At 63.6% G+C, this 24545-nt stretch carries 25 protein-coding genes; 5 read left to right on the top strand and 20 right to left on the bottom strand.

What is annotated here, in order from left to right; all coding sequences use genetic code 11:
* The first annotated feature begins 180 nt into the window (after positions 1-180).
* Entirely contained in the window at positions 181-1725 is a 1545-nt protein-coding gene (locus tag AC2FNJ_RS16305) for a Ppx/GppA family phosphatase (protein WP_496765724.1), read from the top strand.
* A 19-nt stretch (positions 1726-1744) separates the two neighbouring features.
* On the opposite strand, the gene AC2FNJ_RS16310 is transcribed toward AC2FNJ_RS16305, so the two are convergent.
* The 7 genes from AC2FNJ_RS16310 to AC2FNJ_RS16340 form a co-directional block, all read right to left on the bottom strand.
* A complete protein-coding gene (locus AC2FNJ_RS16310; protein WP_496765725.1) occupies positions 1745-2125 on the bottom strand; it encodes a hypothetical protein in 381 nt (126 codons plus the stop codon).
* Between the two features lie 31 nt (positions 2126-2156).
* Positions 2157-3170, bottom strand: a complete 1014-nt coding sequence (locus AC2FNJ_RS16315; protein ID WP_496765726.1) for an endonuclease/exonuclease/phosphatase family protein — start codon at positions 3168-3170, stop codon at positions 2157-2159.
* 4 nt (positions 3171-3174) lie between these two features.
* Positions 3175-3855 carry a TerB family tellurite resistance protein gene (locus tag AC2FNJ_RS16320; RefSeq protein WP_496765728.1) on the bottom strand — a complete coding sequence of 227 codons (681 nt, stop codon included), beginning with the start codon at positions 3853-3855 and terminating at the stop codon, positions 3175-3177.
* A gap of 42 nt (positions 3856-3897) precedes the next feature.
* Complete coding sequence (locus tag AC2FNJ_RS16325) at positions 3898-4389, bottom strand: GNAT family N-acetyltransferase (RefSeq protein ID WP_496765730.1); 492 nt, start codon at positions 4387-4389, stop codon at positions 3898-3900.
* Positions 4386-4988 (bottom strand): VOC family protein, encoded by a 603-nt coding sequence (locus AC2FNJ_RS16330; protein ID WP_496765731.1) that lies wholly within the window; start codon positions 4986-4988, stop codon positions 4386-4388. The genes AC2FNJ_RS16325 and AC2FNJ_RS16330 overlap by 4 nt, the downstream gene beginning before the upstream one ends.
* Positions 4989-5146: 158 nt before the next feature.
* The gene (gene scpA, locus AC2FNJ_RS16335; protein WP_496765733.1) at positions 5147-7273 is read right to left on the bottom strand and encodes a methylmalonyl-CoA mutase; all 2127 of its coding nucleotides are present in this window, start codon (positions 7271-7273) and stop codon (positions 5147-5149) included.
* Positions 7239-8195 carry a hypothetical protein gene (locus AC2FNJ_RS16340; RefSeq protein WP_496765734.1) on the bottom strand — a complete coding sequence of 319 codons (957 nt, stop codon included), beginning with the start codon at positions 8193-8195 and terminating at the stop codon, positions 7239-7241. Before AC2FNJ_RS16340 ends, scpA begins: the two co-directional genes overlap by 35 nt.
* A 108-nt stretch (positions 8196-8303) precedes the next feature.
* Between AC2FNJ_RS16340 and AC2FNJ_RS16345 the strand changes: the two genes are divergently transcribed.
* On the top strand, positions 8304-8750 hold the full coding sequence (locus AC2FNJ_RS16345; RefSeq protein WP_496765736.1) for a DUF4174 domain-containing protein: 447 nt from the start codon (positions 8304-8306) through the stop codon (positions 8748-8750).
* Positions 8751-8845: 95 nt separating this feature from the next.
* On the opposite strand, the gene AC2FNJ_RS16350 is transcribed toward AC2FNJ_RS16345, so the two are convergent.
* The 7 genes from AC2FNJ_RS16350 to AC2FNJ_RS16380 form a co-directional block, all read right to left on the bottom strand.
* The gene (locus tag AC2FNJ_RS16350; protein WP_496765737.1) at positions 8846-10891 is read right to left on the bottom strand and encodes an ATP-binding protein; all 2046 of its coding nucleotides are present in this window, start codon (positions 10889-10891) and stop codon (positions 8846-8848) included.
* A 120-nt stretch (positions 10892-11011) separates the two neighbouring features.
* Positions 11012-11215, bottom strand: coding sequence for a hypothetical protein (locus AC2FNJ_RS16355; protein WP_496765770.1), 204 nt, complete (start codon positions 11213-11215; stop codon positions 11012-11014).
* Between the two features lie 412 nt (positions 11216-11627).
* Entirely contained in the window at positions 11628-11981 is a 354-nt protein-coding gene (locus tag AC2FNJ_RS16360) for a hypothetical protein (RefSeq protein WP_496765739.1), read from the bottom strand.
* Positions 11982-12050: 69 nt separating this feature from the next.
* Entirely contained in the window at positions 12051-12182 is a 132-nt protein-coding gene (locus tag AC2FNJ_RS16365) for a hypothetical protein (protein ID WP_496765741.1), read from the bottom strand.
* Between the two features lie 203 nt (positions 12183-12385).
* On the bottom strand, positions 12386-12871 hold the full coding sequence (locus AC2FNJ_RS16370; RefSeq protein ID WP_496765742.1) for a DUF6497 family protein: 486 nt from the start codon (positions 12869-12871) through the stop codon (positions 12386-12388).
* Entirely contained in the window at positions 12868-13266 is a 399-nt protein-coding gene (locus AC2FNJ_RS16375) for a cupin domain-containing protein (protein ID WP_496765743.1), read from the bottom strand. Before AC2FNJ_RS16375 ends, AC2FNJ_RS16370 begins: the two co-directional genes overlap by 4 nt.
* Before the next feature lie 41 nt (positions 13267-13307).
* The gene (locus tag AC2FNJ_RS16380) at positions 13308-14840 is read right to left on the bottom strand and encodes an acyl-CoA carboxylase subunit beta (RefSeq protein WP_496765745.1); all 1533 of its coding nucleotides are present in this window, start codon (positions 14838-14840) and stop codon (positions 13308-13310) included.
* Positions 14841-15024: 184 nt separating this feature from the next.
* On the opposite strand from AC2FNJ_RS16380, the gene AC2FNJ_RS16385 reads away from it, so the two are divergent.
* The gene (locus tag AC2FNJ_RS16385) at positions 15025-16230 is read left to right on the top strand and encodes a multidrug effflux MFS transporter (RefSeq protein WP_496765747.1); all 1206 of its coding nucleotides are present in this window, start codon (positions 15025-15027) and stop codon (positions 16228-16230) included.
* Positions 16231-16293: 63 nt separating this feature from the next.
* Entirely contained in the window at positions 16294-17694 is a 1401-nt protein-coding gene (locus AC2FNJ_RS16390) for a helix-turn-helix domain-containing protein (protein WP_496765748.1), read from the top strand.
* 85 nt (positions 17695-17779) lie between these two features.
* Here the strand turns inward: AC2FNJ_RS16390 and AC2FNJ_RS16395 are convergent, their stop codons facing one another.
* The 6 genes from AC2FNJ_RS16395 to AC2FNJ_RS16420 form a co-directional block, all read right to left on the bottom strand.
* Entirely contained in the window at positions 17780-18019 is a 240-nt protein-coding gene (locus AC2FNJ_RS16395; protein ID WP_496765749.1) for an HP1242/YdcH family protein, read from the bottom strand.
* A gap of 88 nt (positions 18020-18107) precedes the next feature.
* On the bottom strand, positions 18108-19766 hold the full coding sequence (gene betA, locus AC2FNJ_RS16400) for a choline dehydrogenase (protein ID WP_496765751.1): 1659 nt from the start codon (positions 19764-19766) through the stop codon (positions 18108-18110).
* A 75-nt stretch (positions 19767-19841) separates the two neighbouring features.
* Positions 19842-21350: a choline-sulfatase gene (gene betC / locus AC2FNJ_RS16405; protein ID WP_496765752.1), complete on the bottom strand. Its 1509-nt coding sequence runs from the start codon at positions 21348-21350 to the stop codon at positions 19842-19844.
* On the bottom strand, positions 21347-21919 hold the full coding sequence (gene betI, locus AC2FNJ_RS16410; RefSeq protein ID WP_496765753.1) for a choline-binding transcriptional repressor BetI: 573 nt from the start codon (positions 21917-21919) through the stop codon (positions 21347-21349). The genes betC and betI overlap by 4 nt, the downstream gene beginning before the upstream one ends.
* 104 nt (positions 21920-22023) lie before the next feature.
* Positions 22024-22932 carry a DMT family transporter gene (locus tag AC2FNJ_RS16415; protein ID WP_496765755.1) on the bottom strand — a complete coding sequence of 303 codons (909 nt, stop codon included), beginning with the start codon at positions 22930-22932 and terminating at the stop codon, positions 22024-22026.
* A 40-nt stretch (positions 22933-22972) separates the two neighbouring features.
* On the bottom strand, positions 22973-23572 hold the full coding sequence (locus tag AC2FNJ_RS16420; RefSeq protein ID WP_496765756.1) for a LysE/ArgO family amino acid transporter: 600 nt from the start codon (positions 23570-23572) through the stop codon (positions 22973-22975).
* 87 nt (positions 23573-23659) lie between these two features.
* Between AC2FNJ_RS16420 and AC2FNJ_RS16425 the strand changes: the two genes are divergently transcribed.
* Entirely contained in the window at positions 23660-24544 is an 885-nt protein-coding gene (locus AC2FNJ_RS16425) for a LysR family transcriptional regulator ArgP (protein WP_496765757.1), read from the top strand.
* Position 24545: the final 1 nt, after the last annotated feature.

The following is a 24545-nucleotide window of genomic DNA, read 5'->3' on the forward strand; positions in this document are numbered from 1 at the left end:
GCTTTGAGGCCGCCGCCGAGGTGGTGGACCGGCTCGACCATCTGTCCCTGACCGAAAAGCGCGAGATCACGCGGACCTTGGCGGCAAGGGTGCTCAACTATGACGCAGGTGCGGCCTGAACCGGCAATTGACCCGATCCCGGCGATTTCGCATCCTGCCGGCGGCAAGACCAGGGAAGTGATGGAACAACCAGTCGAAACCGCCGTTCCAGACTGGGGGCCGTTTGGCAGGCCCCTGTTCGATGATCCAAGTTCTCGTGCCCTGTCCCGTGTGGGTGTGGTGGATGTCGGGTCCAACTCGGTCCGCATGGTCGTCTTCGACGGCGCGGCGCGGTCGCCGGCCTATTTCTACAACGAAAAGGTCATGTGCGCGCTCGGTGCCGGACTGTCCGAGACCGGGCGGCTGAACCCAGCCGGCCGGACACGGGCGATGGCGGCACTCGGACGGTTTCAGCGTCTGGCCAAGGATCTGAACCTGCCACCGCTTCACGCCGTCGCAACCGCCGCCGTCCGCGAGGCGGAGGACGGGCCGGACTTCTGCGAGGAGATCCGGCGCGAGATCGGCCTGCATATTTCGGTCATAGACGGCGAGGAAGAGGCCCGCCTTTCCGCGCAGGGCGTTCTCTTGGGGTGGCCCGGCGCCTATGGGCTGATCTGCGACATCGGCGGCGCCTCCATGGAACTGGCCGAGATCGGGGACGGCAAGGTTGGCCGCCGCGTAAGCTCGCCGCTGGGGCCGCTGAAACTGCGCGACATCAAGGGCGGTCGCCGCGGGCGCAAGGAGCACATCAAGAAAGTCATGGAGGATCTGCGCGACAAGCTCGGCCCGCAACGGGACAGGCTGTTTCTGGTCGGTGGCAGCTGGCGCGCCTTTGCCCGGATCGACATGCTGCGGCGAAACTATCCGCTGAAGGTGCTGCACGAATACCGCATGACCACCAAACAGGTGCGCGAAACCATAAAATTCATCGAAAAGTCCGACCCGGAAAAGCTGCGTGCGCGGGCTGGGGTATCGGGTTCCCGCATGGCGCTGGTTCCCTATGCGATGGACGTTTTGACCCGGCTCATCCGCACCTTCAAACCCAAGGACATCGCGATTTCCAGCTATGGCATCCGCGAAGGGCTGTTGTACGAACAGATGCCCCAACGCCTGCGCGACCGCGATCCGCTGATCGAAGCCAGTTATTTTGCCGAATCCAAGGACGCGCGCCTGCCCGGATTCGGCAAGCATCTGTTCGATTTCGTGATGCCGCTGTTCAAATCCGCCCCGCCGACGCAGGTGCGGTTGATCAAGGCCGCGTGCCTGTTGCACGATGTCTCGTGGCGGGCGCATCCCGATTACCGCGCGGAAATCTGTTTCGACAATGTGACGCGGGCCAATCTGGGTGGCCTGAAACACTCCGAGCGGATATTCATCGGCCTCGCGCTCCAGCATCGGTACCGCAACAAGCGCGACACCAGCCAGTTCGAAGCCCTTTACGCCCTACTGGACGAAAAGAGCCAGCAGCAGGCGGAAATCCTGGGAAAAGCGATGCGCTTCGGGGCGATGCTGTGGATGCAGCACGATGTCAGGATGGGCAAGCTTCGATTCTATCCCAAGAAACGGGAATTGGAACTGGTCCTGCCAAAGGACACGGTGCCGCTCTACAGCGAGGTTGCCGAGGCGCGGTTGAACTCTCTGGCGGATGCGCTGGACTCCGAGGTGCGGGTCATCGTGAGGGGCTGAGCGGCGTACCGGGCGCGCTTCAGATGTCGATTTCCCCCTCGGGCGCCGGGTCTTGCGGCAGCGATTCGTCGGGACCGGGCGCGTCGAGCGGCTGCTTTCGCCGCAAGATGATGTCGCCGTTGGGCAGCATCTCCGGCGCTTCGTAGGCGCTCCAATCCTGAACGTCCTGCGCCAGATCAGCCAGCGCCGGCCCCATTTCCTGAAGGAAGGAGCGCATCGACGGTCCGAATTGCAGCGCCAGATCGCGCAGGCCGTCAAAGGCCGGTTCCATTTCCTGCCGCAACCCTTCGAGGAACAGTTCGGCCCCCTGCTCCATCAGGGATTTCCCGTCGTCCTCCTGGGCATGGGCCGGACCGGACGTCAGCGCGAAAAGCGCGGCGATGGCAACGAGATGTCGCATGACCGAAATATAGGTGGGCGGGACAGGACGTTCAAAGGTCAATATCCAGCGTGACGGGAAAATGGTCCGAAGCGGTCAGCAACGCCTCGCGCAACTCCGGCAGCCGCCAGCATTCCAGATCGTCGAAGGGATGCCAGATGCGCCAGACCGGCGATTTGTCCCTGAGGCCGGGGCTGATCATGATGTAGTCGAGCAGCGCCTGAAGAAACCGCGCTTCGCCCGGCAGCTGGAAGCGCGCCGTTGCCGGGAGCGGCCCCGGCCGCAATTGGGTCGCCTTGGCGGCGTGCGGATCGAACAGCCCGGCCTCAAGCAGAATCTCGACCGAGGATCGCCCGAACAGGTGCTCGAATTCGTCCAGACCGGGGCCGTCATTCAGATCGCCCAGCAGGATCACGTCTTCGCCATCGACCAGATGCCGCTCGATCCGCTGCCGCAACCAGATGGCCTGGGCCAGCTGCTTGCGCCGGTTCGCGATCGACATCTGGATCGCCTCGTCACGGGTGTCCGCGCCATGGGGCGCCTTGGATTTCAGATGCGCGCCGATCACCCGGATCTCGTTGCCGGCGGCGGTGCGGACCGCAAGCTCGATGGGCGGTTTGGAGAACCGGACCAGATCCTCGGTCGCGTCGATGTCCAGATCGATGCGGAACGTTCCGTCGAAACGTGGGGCATCGGCGCTGCCCTTCTTGCCTGTCTCCGCGCCCTGCGGATCGTGCCGGGCGTCGATCCGATCCGGATCGAACAGCAGCGCCAGTTCCTGATGGGTTTCGTTGGCAAATCCCATGACTGCCCTGCGGGTGCGAAGATCGAACGCGTCGGCAAATCCCTGCAGGGCGCGCACCGTGTTCTGGCTGCGCCCGGTATTGGGCGCCTCGACCACCAGCAGGGCATCCGCATCCACGGCGGTCAGTACCTTGGCAATCGCTTCGACCTGCTGCGCGCGGGTGACGTCGTGCCGGCCCGACCACTCGTCATCCACGATCAACCGATCGTCCCGGTCGAAGAGGTTGGCGAACCATTCCACGTTGTAGGTCGCCAGCCGCATCGGATCAGACCCTGGCGCCGTTGATCTCGTCCCAGGCGCGGTTGATGTCGATCATCTTCTTCTCGGCCAGACGGATCGCTTCTTCGGGTACCCCGCGCGCCAGCATCGCGTCGGGATGGGTTTCCCGCACCAGTTGCCGCCAGACCTTGCGGATTTCGCGGATCGGCATGTCCGGCGGCACCCCGAGCACGGTATAGGGATCGGCCGGCGCATCCGGCACGAAGCGTGCCCGCAGCGCCCGAAACTGGGTGTCGGTCTGGCCGAATATCCGGCTGACATCTTCGAGAAACCGGTTCTCGCCGGGGTGGTAGAACCCGTCGGCCATCGCGATGTGGAACAGTCCTTCCATCAGGTCGCACAGGGTCGTGCTGTCGTCGTCGAACATCCGCTTGATCTTGCGCGCATATTCCTGATACCCGGCGACATCGGTGCGGGCCATGTTGAACACGCGCGCCGCCCCGGCCTCGTCCTCGCGGGCGATCTGGAACACCTCGCGAAAAGCCGCAACCTCGTCGCGCGTGACCAGCCCGTCGGCCTTGGCCATCTTCGCCCCCAGCGCGATCACGGCAATCGCGAAAGCCACCGATTTCTCGGGGGGCGTGCGCAGACGCTCGAACACCTCGGCCAGGCTTTCGCCCTGCCTCAAGGCGCTCAATGCGTCGGTTATGCGGCTCCAGATCGACATGGTGTCACCCTAGCCTGCCGGTCGGTCGGTGTCAGGTGCGACCTAAACCTCGTCGGCAAGAATTTTCTGCATCAGCACAAGGTCCAGCCATTGGCCCCATTTCCGCCCGACCTGCTGCATCCGGCCAACCTCGTCAAACCCGAGCGCGGCATGAAACGCGATGCCGGCCGGGTTCTCGGCCGAGATGCCCGCGACCAGCACATGCACGCCGCTGTCGCGCGCGGCCTGTTCGAGGCGCTGCATCAAGGCGCGCCCGATCCCCTGCCCGCGCGCCTGCGGCGCAATCTGTACCGAATGCTCCATGCTGTGCCTGTATCCCGGTCCGCCGCGAAACGGTCCGAGACTTGCAAAGCCGACAACCCGTCCTTCGCGTTCCGCCACCAGGAAACATCCCTTTGCCGCGGCAATCTCGGCGGCGACCGTGGCCGCAGTGCGTTCCTCGGTCGTGAACGTGATCAGGGTGTCGCGAATGATCGTATTCGCGATGGCCGCGATCGCGGGAGCGTCTTCCGACCGGGCGGGACGAACGGTCATTCCAGAACCCGCAGCCCGTCAGGTGTTTCGATCTCGGCCCGCAATCCCGCCGGGCCCGTGGTGAAGTCCACCCGCTCGAGCGTTCCCAGGATCGCCGCGAGGCCGTCTGCCTGCGGATGCGACACGATCAGCCGCCTCAGGGCGCAGCCGCTGTGCGCCAGCATCGCCGCCGGGTGCAGTCTACCCCGCCATTGGATCAGCGCCGGGAACAGGTTGTCGAACGGCAACCGCCCGTCATCGGGCACAGCCATGGTCCAGCGCAGATCGCCGCGGGTCAGCTCGATCGCGGTGCCCACGCCCTCCGGCATCGCCGCCAGTGCCGCCTCCAGATCGGGCACGCGGCATATCCAGTTGATCAGGCGCGGAGCGCCGCTGAAACTGTCCAGGTCGAACCAGCGCGGCCGGCCCGGATCGGGCGCGTCGGGGTCGGCGGCGATGGCCTCCAGGTACAGCCCACCCGCCAGTCCCAACAGCTTGTTATGCGTGCCGAACTTGTCATGCCGCCCGCCCGGTTGCAGCGGGACGCCCAGCGCAGACTCGACATGCGCAACGGCCTCGTCCAGCGTCGCCGCCGCAACCGCGAGATGATCGAGTTCCATGGCAGAGCCTCCGCCTTTCCCACTTTGGCCGGATTGCCATCCGGTAGCACAAAAATCCCATCCCCGCTCGCTTCATCTGGCGCAAAATATCCTCGGGGGTGAATGCACAATGCCGCGGGCATTGTGCAGAGGGGGCAGACAGCTCCCTCGAACACGGATCAGCCGCGCGCTTCGCGGATCAGCCGCAGGATGTCCTGCGCCGCCTCGGGGATATTGGTCCCCGGGCCAAAGATCGCCTTGACACCGTGATCGTACAGGAACTGATAGTCCTGCTGCGGGATCACGCCGCCGCAGATCACGATGATGTCCTCGGCACCGGCCTTCTTCAGCTCTTCGACCAGCTGCGGCGCCAGCGTCTTGTGGCCCGCGGCCTGGCTGGATATGCCCACCACATGCACATCGTTGTCGATGGCGTCCTGCGCGGCTTCGGCCGGGGTCTGGAACAGCGGGCCGACATCCACGTCAAAGCCGATATCGGCAAAGGCGGTGGCGATCACCTTGGCGCCGCGGTCATGCCCGTCCTGCCCCATCTTGACCACCAGCAAACGCGGACGGCGGCCTTCGGCCTCGGCGAACGCCTCGATCGCCTTCTGGATCGCGGCAAAGCCCTCGTCCCCCTCATAGGCCGCGCCGTACACTCCGGCGAGCGTTTTCACCTCGGCCCGATGACGGCCGAATTCCTTTTCCATCGCCATGCTGATTTCTCCTACGGATGCGCGGGCGCGGGCGGCTTCGACCGCCGCGTCGAGCAGGTTGCCGCCTTCTTTCGCGCGGCGGGTCAGTTCATCCAGTGCGGCCTGACAGGCAGCCTCGTCCCGGGTCGCGCGGATGCGCTCCAGCCGGGCGATCTGCGCTTCGCGGACGGCCTGGTTGTCGACCTCGAGGATCTCGATCGGGTCTTCCTTGTCCTTGCGGTACTTGTTGACGCCGACGATCACCTCTTCGCCCCGGTCGATCATCGCCTGACGGCGGGCCGCGCTTTCCTCGATCCGCAGCTTGGGCATGCCGCTTTCCACGGCCTTGGTCATGCCGCCCATCTCCTCGACCTCTTCCATCAGCGCCCAGGCCTTGTCGATCAACTCGTTGGTCAGGCTTTCGACGTAATAAGACCCGGCGAGCGGATCGACCACGTCGGTCACGCCGGTCTCTTCCTGCAGGATCAGCTGGGTGTTGCGGGCGATCCGGGCCGAGAAATCGGTGGGCAGCGCGATCGCCTCGTCCAGAGCGTTGGTGTGCAGTGACTGGGTGCCGCCCAGAACCGCGCTCAGCGCCTCATAGGCCGTGCGGATCACGTTGTTGTAGGGGTCTTGTTCCTGCAGCGACACGCCCGAGGTCTGGCAATGGGTGCGCAGCATCTTCGAGCGTTCCGACTTGGCGCCGAACTCGGTCATCACCCGATGCCACAGGGTGCGCGCGGCGCGCAGCTTGGCAATCTCCATGAAGAAGTTCATGCCGATGGCAAAGAAGAACGACAGGCGGCCCGCGAACTTGTCCACGTCCATGCCCGCGTCGATGGCGGCGCGAACGTATTCGCGCCCGTCGGCCAGGGTATAGGCCAGCTCCTGCACCAGGTTCGCCCCGGCCTCCTGCATGTGGTAGCCCGAGATCGAGATCGAGTTGAACTTGGGCATGTGGTCCGAGGTATAGGCGATGATGTCCGAAATGATCCGCATCGACGGTTCCGGCGGGTAGATGTAGGTGTTGCGCACCATGAATTCTTTCAGAATGTCGTTCTGAATGGTGCCCGCCAGCACGGATTTGTCATGGCCCTGCTCTTCGCCCGTGACGATGAAATTCGCCAGGATCGGGATCACCGCGCCGTTCATCGTCATCGAGACCGAGACCTGATCCAGCGGAATGCCGTCGAACAGGATCTTCATGTCTTCGACGCTGTCGATCGCCACGCCCGCCTTGCCCACGTCGCCCACCACGCGCGGGTGGTCACTGTCATAGCCGCGGTGGGTGGCCAGGTCGAACGCCACCGAAACGCCCTGCTGACCGGCCGCCAGATTGCGGCGGTAGAAGGCGTTCGATTCCTCGGCGGTCGAGAAACCTGCATACTGGCGGATGGTCCAGGGGCGCCCGGCATACATCGTCGCCCTGACGCCGCGGGTAAAGGGCGCAAAGCCCGGCAACGTACCCATGTGCGGCAGGTTGGCGGTGTCATCCTCGGTGTAAAGCGGCTTGACCGGGATGCCTTCCAGCGTCGTCCTGGTCAGGTCGTCAACGGAACGGCCGCGCAACTCCTTCTCAGCCAGCGCGCGCCAGTCGTCGGTCTTGGTCATCTTGATTTCCTCTTGTCGTTGGGGTCAGGACAAGGTTTGCCCCGTCTGTGTTCTTGAATGGGGAGTGCACAAGGTCGGCCACGCCGTCGGCCCCGGTGGCCAGCCAGGTCAGGTCTTCGGCATGGCGCGCGCGCAGCCGCGCGACCTGCGCGGTCGTGAACGGCGTGGCGCAACCGCCGAGCGTTGCCTGGGCGGCCGCCAGAGGGTTCGCCCACGGACGCGGAACGGCGTTGAGCTGCCGTGCGGCGTGAAGTTTGGGCACCGGCCGGCCCAGGACGGCACAAAGCTGCGCGTCCGGCGCGCCGGCGAACTCCTCGAACGGAAGCACCCATACGCGGGCGTTCGGCACCGCGGCTGCGGCCTCGGTGATCACGTTGCGCCAGCTCCGGCCATGCCGCGCGATGCGACCCAGCCGGGTGCGGCCGGGGGCTCTGTGGCTCTTGGCCATGCGGAAGGCGATGGCCGAGGCCCAGTACTGGTCCAGGCTCCGGATGTTGAAAACGAGATCCGAAACGCGACCGCCGAAAAGCCGAGAAACCGCGGCCAGCCGCGTGCCGATTGCCGGATAGAGCGATGCCAGCCGCAGATTGCCCGCCATCGTGCCCGAAATGTTTTCGTCGCTCACGATCAGGCGCTCCACCCCGCGTCCTGCCGTTCTGGCAAGCCGCGTCGCGGCATCCGGCTTAACCACCGTTGACCTCCGGGACTCCTCGATAGCGGGCAGGACCGTGCCGCGCACCCGCATCGGCCCCCAGAATCCGATCCCGTTCGCCGCCAGGAACCCGGCGTTGCGCCGCAGGTAGTGCTGAAAACTGGTGGTGGCGCAGCGATGCGCTCCGACATGCAGAATGACATCCATGGCTTCGCCTTTCGGTCGGGCGGCCTTGCGCGGCCGCATCAACGGGATCACGACGACCGTCATGCCGAACCCCTGACGAAGCGATTAATGTTAAACTTTTTGCGGACCGGGCGCATTTCAGCGGTCGCAATCGCCGCAACTCCGTCTATATTCAATCTGACAGGAGACCGAATGATACGCACGCTAGCCATTGTTTTCTCTGCACTAATCCCCGTCATGGCTGTTGCGGCGGATGGCACGCTGCCGGCAGAGGACGAATTGATCCGTCCCGCGGGCGACAGCGATCTGAGCGAGTTTCTGTGGATCAACCGGCCCATCGTCGTGTTTTCCGACACGCCTGCCGATCCCCGGTTCCAGCAGCAGATCGAGATGCTGCGGCAGGGCGAGGACATGCTGCGGGACCGCGACGTGGTGGTTTTGACCGATACCGATCCCAAGGCCCGATCACCGGTGCGCAGCAAGCTGCGCCCGCGCGGATTCCAGATGGTGCTGGTGGACAAGGACGGCGTGGTCAAGCTCCGCAAACCGTCCCCGTGGAGCGTCCGTGAAATCAGCCGCTCGATCGACAAGACACCGATGCGCGAACGCGAGGTCCGCGAACGGCGCGAAGGCAATTGATGCATCGCGCAGCCCGTCGGAACCCGTATCGGTGCGTATTTCGATCCGTCCGGCAAGATTGACCTTTCCCGAAGGCGCGACCGGGACAATCCCGGTCACTCGAACTCCATGATCACGTCGTCCACGGCAAGGCTGTCGCCGGGGCCGGCATTGATCTTGGCGACGGTGCCCTTCTTTTCGGCCCGAAGGATGTTTTCCATCTTCATCGCCTCGACGGTGCAGAGCGCCTGGCCCTCCTGAACCTCCTGCCCCACCTCGACATCGACCTTCACGATCAGTCCCGGCATCGGGCAGAGCAGCATCTTGGAGGTGTCCGGCGGCAGTTTCTCGGGCATCAGCTTGGCCAGTTCCGCCTGTCGCGGGGTGCGCACATGCACCTTGAGGTCGGCGCCCCGGTTGCGGATGCGGAACCCGCCCGAGATCTTCCCGACCTTGAGAACGAGAAGGGCGCCATCCACCTCCAGCGTCGCCAGCTGGTCGCCCGGCGTCCAGTCCGAAGTCACGCGATAGGAGCCGCCGCCCTCGAATGTGACCGTCGATCCGTCTGGATCGGCCGCGATCACGACGTTGTATTCGTGTCCCTGTAGGCTGACCTTCCATTCGGTGCCCACCTTGCGTTCGTGGTTGTCCATGCGGCCCGAAACGCGGGTGCGTCGTATCTCGGCAACCCGATGCATGGCCGCGCAAGAGGCGGCGATGCGGCGCAGGTCGTCCTCGTGCAGGGTCACGCCCTGGAACCCGTCTGGGTATTCTTCGGCGATGAAGGCGGTGGTCATGTCGCCGCTGACGAATTTCGGATGGTCCATCACCGCGCTGAGGAACGGCAGGTTGTGGCCGATCCCCTCGACCTCGAAACTGTCCAGCGCCACGCGCATCGCCTCGATCGCCTGCTCGCGGGTCGGCGCCCAGGTGCACAGCTTGGCGATCATCGGATCGTAATACATCGAGATCTCGCCACCCTCGTAGACGCCGGTATCGTTGCGGACGGCGGTCGCGCCCTCGGGTGCCGCGCCCTGCCACTTGCCGTTGGTCAGCAGCGGTCCGGCCGCGATCTCGGCCGGCGGACGATAGCGGGTCAGCCTTCCGATGGACGGCAGGAAGTTGCGATACGGATCCTCGGCATAAAGCCGGTTTTCGATGGCCCAGCCGGTCAGCGTCACGTCGTCCTGCGTGATCGACAGTTTTTCTCCGGCCGCCACGCGGATCATCTGTTCAACCAGATCGACACCGGTGATCAGTTCGGTCACAGGGTGTTCGACCTGAAGGCGGGTGTTCATTTCGAGGAAATAGAAATTCTTCTGGCCATCGACGATGAACTCGACCGTACCGGCGCTTGAATAGCCCACGGCCTTGGCCAGCGCGACCGCCTGTTCGCCCATCGCCCTGCGCGTGTCGGGATCGAGGAACGGCGAAGGCGCCTCTTCCACGACCTTCTGGTTCCGGCGCTGGATCGAGCATTCCCGCTCGCCCAGATAGATGCCGTTGCCATGGCTGTCGCACAGCACCTGGATCTCGATATGGCGCGGCTGGGTGACGAATTTCTCGATGAAGATCCGGTCGTCACCGAAACTGCTGGCAGCCTCGTTCTTGGACGACTGGAAACCCTCGCGCGCCTCGTCGTCGTTCCAGGCGATCCGCATCCCCTTGCCGCCGCCACCGGCGCTGGCCTTGATCATCACCGGATAGCCGATTTGCTGACTGATCTTCACGGCCTCGTCGGCATCTTCGATCAAGCCCATGTAGCCGGGAACGGTGGAGACATTCGCCTCTTGAGCGATCTTCTTCGAGGTGATCTTGTCCCCCATCGCCTCGATCGCGCCTTTCGGGGGGCCGACAAACGCCACACCTTCGGTCTCCAGCGCCTCGGCGAACTTGGCGTTCTCCGACAGAAAGCCGTAGCCGGGATGCACGGCCTGTGCCCCGGTCCGGCGAATCGCGTCCATCACCTTGTCGATCACGATGTAGGACTGGTTCGCCGGCGGTGGTCCGATATGGACGGCTTCGTCGGCCATCTGGACATGCAGCGCCTGCTTGTCCGCATCCGAGTAAATGGCGACGGTGGCGATACCCATCTTCCGCGCCGTCTTGATGACCCGGCAGGCAATCTCGCCCCGGTTGGCGATCAGGATCTTGTCGAACATTGAACGTCCTTTGTCTTGGGTGGTTTCAGACGCAAAACGCCGCCCCGGACATGACTGCCCGGAACGGCGTTCCACGTGCGTTCCGACTGGCCGGAAACGGCCAGATTCAGGTTTTTCCGATCAGTTGCAGGTCTTCTGCACTTCGCAATACAGCAGGTTGCCCGCTGCGCCGGCCGCTGCGCCAAGCACCGGGTTCGCATCGAGGACGAGCGCGCCCAACAACCCTGCGCTGCCGCCGAAAAGTGCCTGCTCGCCGGTCGTGTCGCCGCAGGCTGCAAGCCCGGCGCACAGGCCGAAGACCGAAAGGAAGCGTGTTTTCCGCATGAGTGCCACCCCAATATCCTTGTTGACTGCTCCTGCGCGTGTTGCCGTCGTTTTGCGGTGTGCTGCAAGAAAATTCGGCGTATGGCGTCGGCCTGCGCAAATCCCTGCCGCGTTGTGGCGGAAAATTGCCAAAGGAAAAAGACGGGCCGGTCGATGCTGAAGGCATGGACCCGCCCGCCGAAGGAAGGGGTACGGAATAGTAGGTGCAAGTGCGGCGCAGGCAAAGAAGTGCCGCACGGCCCGACCACTGTGCTTTGTTCCCGAGGCTGCGCCAATATCCCGAAATCAGGTTCGGGGAATCCGGCCAGTTTCTGCCCATTCCCAGGATGCACGCGCGGTTTTGCGCCGATCGAGGAGACGAGCCCCTTGGTACGTTGCACGCGCGCCGGTGCGGTTTCGCGGGTCGGCGCCATCATTCGCCCTCCCCGAACACATCCGGAAACGACAGGCGCGCCGCATCCAAGTCGAGGACCAGCAACGCCTCGTAACTTGCTGGATCAAAGGGGTCTTCGGCCGGTACCACCTCACGCCCGAACAGCCAGCTCAAACGTCCTGCATCCAGATTGCCGCGCTCGAAGGGTTGGTCCCCGAAATGATCCCAAAGCGCCTGAAGGAAGGCGGAATCGGCCCGGCGGTCCGCAGGTTTGCGGTCGCGGAACCGTTCGCGGCGGGTCAGCGGCGTCACGCCCTTGGGATTGGCGCGGCGAATGGTGAACTGGAAATCGGTTCCGGGCAGGCGGCTCGGAAAACCGCGATGCTTCAGCATGGCAGCCCTCCCCGGTGCGGGGCCGCCGGCTGGGTCAGGACCGGCCGTGGGACCGGTCCTGCACCGAAATCAGAGCTTGCCGGTGTAGGTCGGCTCGGTCGTGACCGGTTCGACCACGATGACTTCTTCTTCTTGCTGTCCGCACGCGGCAACGGTTCCAACGAATGCCACCATTGCGAGGAATTTGATGCACTTCGACATCTATGTCTCCTGACTTTGCTTTCAAAAATGGCGGGGCATCCATACCCCACCTGCCTCAATTCCGAGGTTGAGATCACGGTTCCGCGATCACGGCAGACCGTATCCGAAAAAAAGGAAGAAAAACATCCGGAATTGCACGTGCCCGAGGGGTGTGCCTTCAAAGACGCAAGTTTCTGCCGGAAATTGGGCGCAATTGCCATCGTTCAGAGCCCTTCCCAAATGCAGGCGGTCTCTTCCAGCCGGTACGCCTCGAAGAACTGCGTCGCATCCAGTGCCGACTGACCGAATTCCAGGTCGCGATCCGCCAGGGAAATGATGACCCGGGCCGGTTCCAGCTGGTGCCGTACCACATAGGGAACCGCCAGCGTCTCGCACAGATGCTCCATGTCCACGCTGGCCACGTCATACCCGATCTGCCCCGCATTCGCGCCGATCTTGGGCGCGACAAAGCGGAAACGGACCCAAAGTTCGCCGGGGTTGCTGTCAAGCAAAACCTCCTGCAGGCGGACGGGTTGACCCGACGGTACAGGCAGGTTGGCTTCGGCCCAGGCGAAAGAGCCGAAAACGATGGGCAGCGCGGTCAGACTCAGACCGCAACCCCGGCCCCGCCGGCGGCGGGCTCCTCTTGCCGGGGTTGCAGGTGCGGCGCGGTGGGCGCGCACGGTTCCATTCTGCCCGAACCGGATCATGGTTCGCCTTCGTCCCTTGTGTCGAAAGTCGCGGGCGAGATGATCTCGATCAGTTCCAGATCATCGGAATGCCGGACTTCGCGATGCACGATGCCGGGCGGTTGCAGCACGCACGACCCGGCGCGCAGCACGTGTTCCCCCTGCCCTTCGTACTCGAAGACGACCCATCCCTTGGTGACATAGACCATCTGGAAGTCCAGATCGTGCGAATGCCACGCACCGGGGCTTTCCATGCCGGGCACCGCCCGGATGACATGCGCCCCGAACCGGCCCTGCGTCGCCGCGCGAATACCCAGGTCACGGTACTCGAAAAAGGCCCGCAACCCTTCGCCGACAAATGCGGAATTGTCGGCGTGGGACACGGTGAATGCCTGGTTCTGCCAGAGTTTGGTCATGGCTCGCTCCGTGAGGGTGGGCAATGCCGCACCCGATGGCCTCACAACGGAATGTTGTCGTGTTTCTTCCAGGGATTCTTGAGTTGCTTGTTGCGCAGCGAGGCAAAAGCCCGCGACACCCGGCGGCGCGTCGAATGCGGCATGATCACCTCATCGATGAAACCGCGCTCGGCCGCAACGAATGGATTGGCGAAGCGGTCCTCGTAGTTCTGGGTGTGCGCCGCGGTCTTTTCGGCATCGTCCAGATCGGCGCGGTGGATGATTTCGGTCGCACCCTTGGCGCCCATCACGGCGATCTCGGCCGTCGGCCAGGCATAGTTGAAATCGCCCCTGAGGTGCTTGGACGCCATCACCACATAGGCTCCGCCATAGGATTTGCGGGTGATCACGGTCACTTTGGGCACCGTCGCCTCGCCATAGGCAAAGAGCAGCTTGGCGCCGTGCTTGATGACACCGTTGTGTTCCTGGCTGGTGCCGGGCAGGAAACCCGGAACATCGACAAAGGTCAGGATCGGGATCTCGAAACAGTCGCAGAAGCGCACGAACCGCGCCGCCTTGCGGCTGCTGTCCAGGTCCAGGCACCCGGCCAGCACCATCGGCTGGTTGGCGACAACACCGACAGTGCGGCCTTCCAGGCGGATGAATCCCGTGATGATGTTCTTGGCGAAGTCTTCCTGGATCTCGTAGAAATCGCCTTCGTCCGCCACTTTGACGATCAGCTCCTTCATGTCGTAGGGCGTGTTCGGGTTCTCCGGCACCAGCGTGTCCAGCGACATCTCCAGACGATCCGGCTGATCGAAGAACGGGCGCACCGGCGGCTTGTCGCGATTGTTGAGCGGCAGGAAATCGACCAGCCGGCGCACCTCGGCCATCGCTTCAACGTCGTTTTCGAACGCGCCATCGGCAACCGAGGACTTTCGGGTATGGGTCGAGGCGCCGCCCAGTTCCTCGGCGGTCACGACTTCGTTGGTCACGGTTTTGACGACGTCGGGACCGGTCACGAACATATAGGACGTGTCCTTGACCATGAAGATGAAGTCGGTCATCGCCGGGCTGTAGACCGCGCCGCCCGCGCACGGACCCATGATGACCGAGATCTGCGGCACCACGCCCGAGGCCATGATGTTGCGCTGGAACACCTCGGCATAGCCCGCCAAGGAGGCCACGCCTTCCTGGATTCGCGCCCCGCCCGAGTCGTTGATGCCGATCACCGGCGCCCCGTTCTGCATCGCCATGTCCATGATCTTGCAGATCTTCTGCGCGTGGGTTTCGCTGAGCGATCCACCGAACACGGTGAAGTCCTGGCTGAAGACATATACCATGCGTCCGTTGATCGTGCCCCATCCCGTCACCACACCGTCGCCGGCGGGCTTTTGCTGTTCCATCCCGAAATCGGTGCAGCGATGACTGACGAACATGTCGAATTCTTCGAAGCTGTCCTCATCGAGCAAGAGTTCGATCCGTTCGCGCGCCGTCAGCTTGCCGCGGGCGTGCTGTGCGTCGATCCGTTTTTTCCCGCCGCCCAGCCGCGCGGCGCCGCGGCGATCCTCGAGTTCGGAAAGGATGTCTTTCATCGCGATTATCCCCTGTGAAATTTGGACGGACCATATAGTGTCGCGGGGTTCGGCCAAAGGGTTTTTCGGCAAATTTGCAAACTGTTGGCAACATGTCTGACGCGAAACGCAAAATAGCTAATTAACACATTAACCCACCAGCGGGGTCTTGGAATTGGCGACAGGCTTGGCCTAGATGCGAACCATGCAGTTCAGTTCCGCCAAAAGCCACCGCAGCCCGCCCACCCTGGCGACGCTCATTCTGCTGTCGGGCCTGTCGGCGTTGAGCATGAACATTTTCCTGCCCAGCCTGCCCAACATGACCAGCCATTTCCAGACGGATTACCGGGTCATGCAACTGTCCGTCGCGCTGTATCTGGGCGTCAATGCGGTGATGCAGGTCGTCATCGGCCCGCTTGCGGACAAGGCCGGGCGGCGGCCGGTGATCCTGTGGGGAATCGCCCTGTTTCTGCTGGTGACATTGGGCTGCATCTTTGCTCCGAACGCCGAGATCTTTCTGTTCTTTCGCATGTGCCAGGCGGTGATCGCCGTGGGCATCGTTCTCAGCCGCGCCGCCGTTCGGGACATGTACGATCAGGACCAGGCCGCCTCGATGCTGGGCTACGTGACCATGGGAATGGCCGTGGTGCCGATGATCGGCCCGGCGATCGGCGGCTTTCTCGACGAGGCATTCGGGTGGCAGGCGAATTTCTGGCTGCTGTTCCTCCTGGGCGGGTTGACCCTGTTCCTCACCCATTCCGACTTTGGCGAAACCGCGCTCAAGAGCGGCAAGACCCTGGTTCAGCAGTTTCGGGAGTATCCCGAGCTGCTCACCTCGCCTCGATTCTGGGGCTATGCGCTGGCCTGCGGTTTCTCCTCGGGCGCGTTCTTTGCCTATCTGGGAGGCGCGCCGTTCGTGGGCACCGAGGTGTTCGGGATGAACCCGGCCGAGGTCGGGCTCTATTTCGGCGCGCCGGCTCTGGGCTATTTCTTCGGGAATTTCATCAGCGGCCGTTTTTCGACCCGGTTCGGCGTGAACCACATGGTGCTTTGGGGGTGCTGGCTGAACGCATTCGGCGTCGGCCTGTCGATCCTCATCGTCCTTGCCGGCCACGGCAGCGCGGTCTCCTTTTTCGGACTGATGACCTTTGTCGGGCTTGGAAACGGCATGTCGATTCCGAACGCCACCGCAGGGTCGCTGTCGGTGCGTCCGCATCTCGCGGCGACCGCCTCGGGTCTGAGCGGCGCGATCATGCTGGGCGGCGGCGCGGCGCTCAGCGCCCTGGCCGGTGCGCTGCTCACGCCCCAGACGGGCGCGCTGCCGTTGTTGTGGCTGATGTTCGCAACCGCGATCCTTGCGGTTCTGGCAATCCAGGTGGTGATCTGGCGCGAGCGTCAACTCGGCCTCTGACGGCTTGCACCGCTTGTTTTGCAAAGATAGCCTGCGCAAAAGCAAATCCGCAAAGGCGCGCCTATGGCCACTCAGAAACTCTATGCCGGAGCGAAGCTGCGCGAAATCCGCACCCGTCTTTCGCTGACGCAAAAGGATTTCGCCGGAAAACTGGGCGTTTCGCTGCCCTATCTGAACCAGATGGAGAACAACAACCGCCCGATCTCGACCACGGTCGTCCTGGCGCTGGCGCAGGAATTCGGCCTGGACGTGACCGAGCTCAGCACCGGCGACAGTGAACGGCTGGTGTCGGACATGCGCGAGGCGCTGGCCGATCCGATCTTTGCCGACGCCGTGCCGCCGCTTGCCGATCTGCGCCTGACCGCATCGAACGCGCCCGCACTGGCGCGCGCCTTCATCGAATTACACCGCGCCTATCGGCAGACCCACGAACGGCTGGCTTCGCTGGACGAAGCCCTGGGGCGCGAGGATGCCCGCATTCAGGCCAGCCCGTGGGAAGAGGTGCGCGACTTCTTCCACTATTGCGACAATTACATCGATGCGGTGGACCGCGCCGCCGAGCGTTTCGCCGACCGGGCCAGGGAAACGGGCGACATTCGCACCGCGGCTTTGCAAAGCCTGACCGACCGCGGGATTCAGGTGGAGTTTTCTGACATCGAGTCGCTGCGCAGTTATGACGCGCCGTCGAAAACGCTGCGCCTCTCGACCCGCGCCGCGCCGCAGACCCAGGTGTTTCAACTCCTGCTTCAGGTCGCTCTGCTGAGCCAGAATCAATTGCTCGAGGCGACGCTCGACTTTGCCCGGTTCCAGAGTGACGAGGCCCGCGCCATCGCCAAGATCGGTCTGGCGAACTACTTCGCGGGCGCGGCCCTGATGCCCTATGGCGCTTTCCTCGCGGCGGCGCAGGAGTGCCGTCACGATCTGGAGATGCTCAGCAACCGGTTCGGCGCCTCGATCGAACAGGTCGCCCATCGCCTCTCCACCCTGCAACGGCCGGGCGCTAAGGGCATTCCGTTTTTCTTCGTGCGCGTGGACCAGGCCGGAACGATCACCAAGCGCCACTCCGCCACGCGCCTGCAATTTGCGCGTTTCGGCGGCGCCTGCCCGCTATGGAATGTCCACCGGGCGTTCGAGACACCCGGCCATTTCCTGCGCCAGCTTGCCGAAACGCCGGACGGAGTCCGTTACATCTCGCTGGCGCGGGACGTGTCCAAGCCGGCCGGTTCCTTCGGCGCGCCGGTGCGCCGCTATGCCATCGCACTGGGATGCGAGGTTCGGCACGCGGACGCGCTGGTCTATGCCGACAACCTGGATATCCACAATGCCAGCGCCTATGAACCGATCGGCATTTCCTGCCGCATCTGCGAGCGGAAGACCTGCCACCAACGCTCGGTGCCGCCACTTGAACGCCGTCTGACGATCGACGCCAACACGCGCGGCACCCTGCCGTATCAGGTGAACTGACCGCCCATCGTTCGGAAATCACCCAGACCGCTGCCGCCCGCCTTGGAGGGGCGCAATGCGCGCACCCTTTAGGTTCGCGGCAGGCTCAGGCTTTGGACAGGATGCCCCAGATCTGATCCTTCAGGGCCGCGCGCTTTTTGCGCAGATCGACCTCGGCCAATTCCTCCATCGGTTCGATATTGGTTTCGGCCCGGTGCACGGCCCGGTTGATCTCGTGATACTCGTCCGCCAACCGCGCGAAATGCGCATCCGACTGCTTGAGCTGGCTCATCAGTTCGACCTTGTCCGGGAACTCTTCGGCCAACTCATGGGGGGTGTGGGACATCCTGTGCGCTCCTTGTTTTGCGTGTTGCCTCCACAGTTAGGCGCCAGATGGAACCGTCGCTTTGACCCGGATCAAACCCGACGGCTTTTCAGCGTTGCGCCACCTTCCAATTAGGGTGAATCCAGGGCGCGTCATTCGCGCGAGGCAAGGGGTCGCGGCCCAGCAGATGATCCGAGACCTTCTCGCCCACCATGATCGACGGCGCGTTGAGGTTGCCGTTGGTGATCTGCGGAAAGACCGAGCTGTCCGCAACCCGCAAACCATCGACGCCGATCACCCTCCCCTGCGGATCGACGACCGCATCGGGATCGTCCGCCCGGCCCATGCGGCAGGTGCCGCAGGGGTGATAGGCACTCTCGGCATGTTCGGCGATGAAGGCGTCGAGTTCTTCGTCGGTCTGAACCGCATCGCCGGGCTGGATCTCCTTGCCTGCGAAGGGCTTGAAGGCGTCCTGCGCAAAGATCTCGCGGGTCAGGCGGATGCAGGTGCGGAAATCCTGCCAGTCTTCTTCATGGCTCATGTAGTTGAACCGGATCACCGGCGCATCTTCGACCCGGGCCGACCGCAGCGAGACGCGCCCGCGCGAAGGTGAGCGCATCGGCCCCACATGCGCCTGAAACCCGTGCCCCTCGGCGGCGACCTGCCCGTCATAGCGCACGGCGATGGGCAGGAAATGATACTGGATGTCCGGGTATTTCACACCCGGTTTCGACCGTATGAAGGCCGCGCTTTCGAACTGGTTCGACGCCCCCAATCCCGTCTTGGTGAACAGCCATTGCGCCCCGATGACGCCCTTGCCGATCAGGTTCCAGTATTTGTAGAGCGTAATCGGCTGGATGGACTGTTTCTGGATGTAGAGTTCCAGGTGATCCTGCAGGTTGGCGCCGACGCCCGGGCGATCCGCAATCACGCCGATCCCGTGTTCCGCCAGATGCGCGGCCGGGCCGATGCCCGACAGCATCAGCAGTTTCGGTGAATTGATGGACGAGGCGGCAACCACTACTTCGCGGCGCGCGCGGACCAGTTCCTTTCGGCCGCCACGCAGGATTTCGACCCCGGTCGCGCGGCCCTCCTCGATGACCACCCGGGCAGCGAGGCCACGCACGAGATCGCAATTGGGACGTTTCAGCGCCGGTTTGAGATAGGCATTGGCCGCCGACCAGCGCCGCCCGCGAAAGACGGTCTGCTCCATCGGGCCGAAACCTTCCTGCTTCTGGCCGTTGTAGTCGCCGGTGACTTCGTAGCCCGCCTGGCGGCCCGCCTCGACAAACGCCTTGAACAACGGGTTCGAGCGCGGGCCTCGCGTCACGTGCAATGGCCCGTCGGTGCCGCGCCAGGCCGGATCGCCGCCGTGACCGCCATCGTGCCAGGTTTCCATCCGCTTGAAATAGGGCAGCACATCCGCATAGGCCCAGCCATCCGCGCCCATCTCGGACCAGGTGTCGAAATCCATCGCATGGCCGCGCACATAGACCATGCCATTGATCGACGAGGAACCGCCGATCACCTTTCCGCGCGGGCAGGCCAGCCTGCGGTTGTTCAGATGCGGCTCGGGCTCGGACTGATAGCCCCAGTCATAGCGCGACATGTTCATGGGATAACTGAGGGCGGCCGGCATCTGGATGAACGGACCGGCATCGGTGCCGCCATACTCGATCACCAGCACCGAAGCTCCGGCTTCGCTCAGGCGATAAGCCATCGCGCAGCCGGCGGAACCCGCGCCTACGATGACAAAATCTGCTTCCATGTTCACGGCTCCTTTGGCCCCGGCGTGGGCGCGTTGTCATGCCTCTGGCGGGGTATTGTCGGCAGGATCATGAGGTCATTCGCCGCGCGGGAAACGCTGGCTTTCCTCGAGATTGTCCAGGTTCATGTGGTTGCGCATGTAGCGTTCCGACGCCTTCTGCAGCGGCTGATAGTCCCACGGGTAATAGCCGCCCTGCCGCAGCGCTTCGTAGACGATCCAGCGCCGCGCCTGGCTGGCGCGCACCTCGGCGTCGAACCGGTCCAGATCCCAGCGTGCCTCGGACTTGGCGCGCAGGGTCTGCAACGTGCCCGCGTGTTCGGACTTGTCCGCAAGATTATCCAGCTCGTGCGGATCGGCTTCGAGGTCGAAGAGCTGATCGGGATCCAGCGCGCAGCGGTTGTATTTCCACTTGCCGTAGCGCATGGAAACCAAGGGCGCATAAGAGGCTTCGGCGGCGTATTCCATCAGCACCGGCGCCGTGCGCTCGGCGCCGTTCGCCAGCGGCACCAGGCTTTCGCCGTCGGTCCAGGGGGCGATTTCGGCCATGTCAACGCCCGCCAGTTCCCCCAGCGTCGGGGTCACGTCAATGGTCGAAACCGGGGCGTCGATGCGGCCGGTCGGCAGGCCCGGCGCCGAGATCATCAGCGGCACCCGGGCCGAGCCTTCGTAGAAGTTCATCTTGAACCACAAGCCCCGCTCGCCCAGCATGTCGCCGTGGTCGGAAACGAAGAGGATGATCGCCTCTTGCCGGGTGGATTCCAGCACGTCGAGGATTTCGCCGATCTTGTCGTCCAGGTACGAGATATTGGCGAAATAGGCACGGCGCGAGCGGTGAATATCCTCTTCGGTGATGTCGAAGCTGCGCCAGTCATTGGCGTCGAAGATGCGCTTGGCGTGCGGATCCTGGTTGTCATATCCCAGATCCGGGACCTGCAGCAGCAGATGCTCGCAATCCTCGTACAGGTCCCAATACTTGCGCCGTGCAACATAGGGGTCGTGCGGGTGGGTGAAGCTGACGGTCACGCACCACGGGCGGTCGTCCTTGCCGCGGGCCAGATCATAGAGCTTGGCCTTGGCGTGATAGGCGACCTCGTCGTCATACTCCATCTGGTTGGTGATCTCGGCCACGCCGGCCCCGGTGACCGAGCCCATGTTGTGATACCACCAGTCGATGCGCTCGCCCGGCTTGCGATAGTCCGGGGTCCAGCCGAAATCGGCCGGGTAGATGTCGGTGGTCAGGCGGTCTTCGAAACCGTGCAACTGATCGGGGCCGACGAAATGCATCTTGCCCGACAGGCAGGTGTAATAGCCCGCGCGACGCAGGTGATGTGCGTATGTGGGGATGTCGCTGCGGAACTCGGCGGCGTTGTCATAGACCCCGGTGCGTGAAGGCAACTGGCCGGACATGAAGCTGGCCCGCCCCGGCGCGCAGAGCGGCGAGGCGGTATAGGCATTGGCAAAGCGGGTTGAGCGTTCGGCCAGTTTCCTGAGGTTCGGCGCGTGCAGCCACTCTGCGGGACCGTCGGGAAACAGGGTACCGTTCAGCTGATCCACCATCAGGATCAGAATATTCGGCTTTTTCATTTTCCGGCCTCGATCAGCGTATTGAGAACCCGCAAGGCGTGGTTGACCGCGATTTCCGGCTTTTCCGGCGCGCTGAGAGCCGCCCGGATATATAGCCCGTCGATCAGCGCGATCATGTTCTCGGCCCCTTCCACCGGGTCTTCGAGCAACGGGCGCAGCGCATCGACCAGGTTCGAGCGTATGCGCGACTGATAGATCTGCCACAAGCGCAAGGCATCGTCATTGGTCTGCGCCAGAACGTAGAAGGTCATCCAGGCCGCGATGACATCGGGGGTGAAACAGGATGGGGCGAAGCAGGCGCGGATGATTGCCTGTGCCCGCTCGGTTTTCGGGGCGGCCTTGAGCCCCGCCCTTGCTTCGTGGCCAAAATCCGTCAGGATACGTCGCATTGCGGCAAGAAAGATCTGATCCTTGCCGCCGAAATAGTGATGCGCCAGCGCGCTGGACATACCGGCGCGTTTCGCGATCTGGCTGACGGTCACATCGAGGGACTTCTTGACACCAAGCTCCGCGATCGTGGCCTTCACGATCGCGTCCCGCCGGATCGGCTCCATTCCGAGTTTCGGCATGTCTGGCCCCGTTGAAGCGTGTTGATGATAAAACGCTAAGGCAGTTTTATTGACTCGTCAATCAATAACCGCTTCCGGCGCCGGATTTGGCAGCCACTTTCGGATCAGAACTTGGTGGCAAGGCTCGGCGGCGTCACCGCGCGTCGGTTCAGCATGGCTTCGCGCCAAGTGATGAAACTGATCGCACCGAGAATGAGAGTGCCCCCCGCGACCACCCAGATGTCCACACGCTCGTGGAACATCGCCGCGCCGAGCAGGGTCGCCCAGATGAGTTGCAGGAACGTCACCGGCTGCGTCACCGCGATCGGCGCGGCCTGCATGGCGAGGGTCATGAAATAGTGACCACCCGTCGCAAAACAGGCGATCAGGAACAGTATCCCCAACTCGTACCAGTCGGGCGGTGTCCAGACCGCGATGGCAAACGGGGTCAGAAAGATCGTCACCCAGATCGAAAGATGGGCGACGACAACCGAGGGGCGCACATCCTCGACCATGGCCTTGGCGAGAAGATACGAAGCTCCAAGCGCCAGCGACGTGCCAAGCATGGCTAGATGTCCCGGGGAAACTTCGCGAAATCCCGGTCGCAGGATGATGAGCACGCCCAGCAAGGCCACGATGACGGCGGCAACCCGACGGAAGGCCAGCTTTTCCCCCAGAAACAGAGCCGCCCCCAACGTGACATAGACGGGCGTCAGGTAGTTCATGGCCGTGACTTCGGCCAAGGGAATCTGGGTCATGGCAAAGAACCACAGCATGACGCCCACAGCGTGTACCCCGCCCCGCACCCCGAACAAGGCCCACTGCCGGGGCGTCAATCGGGTCGAGAGGATCGCGCGCAGCGCCGGAAGCAGAAAGACAAGGCCCAACAGATAGCGCAGAAAGGCCGCTTGGACCGGATGCATCGACGAACCCATGGTCTTGACCAAGGCGGTCATCATCACAAAGGAGAACCCGGCAGCGAGCATCCAGAACATGCCAACCAGGGGGCGCGATTGGGCGGTGATCGTTGTCATGCTAACGGTTCAACACCCATTTCCACCTCAGGGCAAGCCGTCACATCGCGACCAGTTTCCACGCGATGGCGAGCATGGTGGCCCCTATGACCGTATCCAGCACCCGCCAGGCGGACGGCCGCGCGAACCAGGGCGCAACGAAACCCGCGCCATAGCCCAGCATGAAAAAGAAGACGAAGCTCGAAGTCATGGCCCCGAGGGCGAATCCCAACCTGTCGTCATATTGCGCCGAAATCGAGCCGATCAGCACCACCGTGTCCAGATAGACATGCGGGTTCAGCCAGGTGAAAGCCAGAACCGTCAACAGCGCCGCGCGAAGGCTGGTCCGCCGGTCGCGGCCCAGATCAAGCGCAGTTCCGCCCTTCCAGGCTGAGTTCAGGCTGCGAAGCCCGTACCAGAGGAGAAAGGCCGCGCCGCCGTACCGCATGACCGTCTCGAAGAGCGGCGCGGCTTCGGCCAAGGCGCCAAAGCCAGCCACACCGGCCGCGATCAGAACCGCGTCCGACACGGCGCAGGTCAGGCACAGGGCAAAGACATGCTCGCGCCGCAGGCCCTGACGCAGAACAAAGGCGTTCTGCGCGCCGATTGCCAGGATCAGGCTAAACCCCAGCGCGAAGCCGGGAACGAAGGATGAGAACATTGGATTTCCTGCGCGGTGCCCGGATTGACTACCTGCCGGCGCGCGACTAATCCAATTAAAGATGTTGATCCGAATTAAGATTCTCTAATGCAGCTCGATCCCCACCAAATGGCCGCCTTGTCGGCAATCCTGCGGCTCGGGAGTTTCGACGCCGCCGCCGAGGAGCTCTTGGTGACGCCGTCGGCCATATCCCAGCGGATTCGGGCGTTGGAGGACCGGATCGGAACCTCGTTGGTCCATCGTGGCCCGCCCTGCACCGGGACCGCTGCAGGCTTGAGGATCGCGAAACATGCCGAGGATGTCGGCCTGCTGGAAATGCAGTTGAGCCGGGATCTTGCGCTGGACCGCAACGACCGGCCCGTTCGCCTGAAGATTGCCGTACCCGCAGACAGCCTGGCCACGTGGTTCGTCGCGGCGATGGCGCAGGTCGAAGGGGTGCTGTTCGATCTCGTGATCGACGATCAGGACCATTCCGCCGATTGGCTGCGGCGGGGTGAGGTCAGCGCCGCCGTTACCGTAGGCGGCAAGCCGGTCACGGGATGCGACGGGCTTGCTCTGGGTGTTCTGCCCTATGTCGCGACCGCCAGCCCGGAGTTCCTGCGCAGATGGTTTCCCGATGGCGTCACGCCCGACGCGCTGACGCGCGCGCCCTGCATGACCTTCAACCGCAAGGACAATCTGCAAAAGGCTTGGATCGCCGCCAATTTCGCACCGCGGATCACGCCGCCGACGCATTTCCTTCCGTCATCCCAAGCCTTTGTCGATGCCGCCTGCGCGGGGCTGGGATGGGGGATGAACCCTCTGGCACTGATTAAGGACCACGTTTCTGCCGGGCGTCTCTGCCCGCTCATTCCCGACGCGCCCTTGCATGTGCCGCTGACGTGGCAGGTCAGCCGGATCATAGCGCCGGCGCTTGTGCCCCTGACCCACGCGGTCAAACGCGCCGCTGCCGCTGCCTTGATTCCCGGCTAGC

This window comes from Ruegeria sp. BHSB196, from assembly GCF_059613135.1.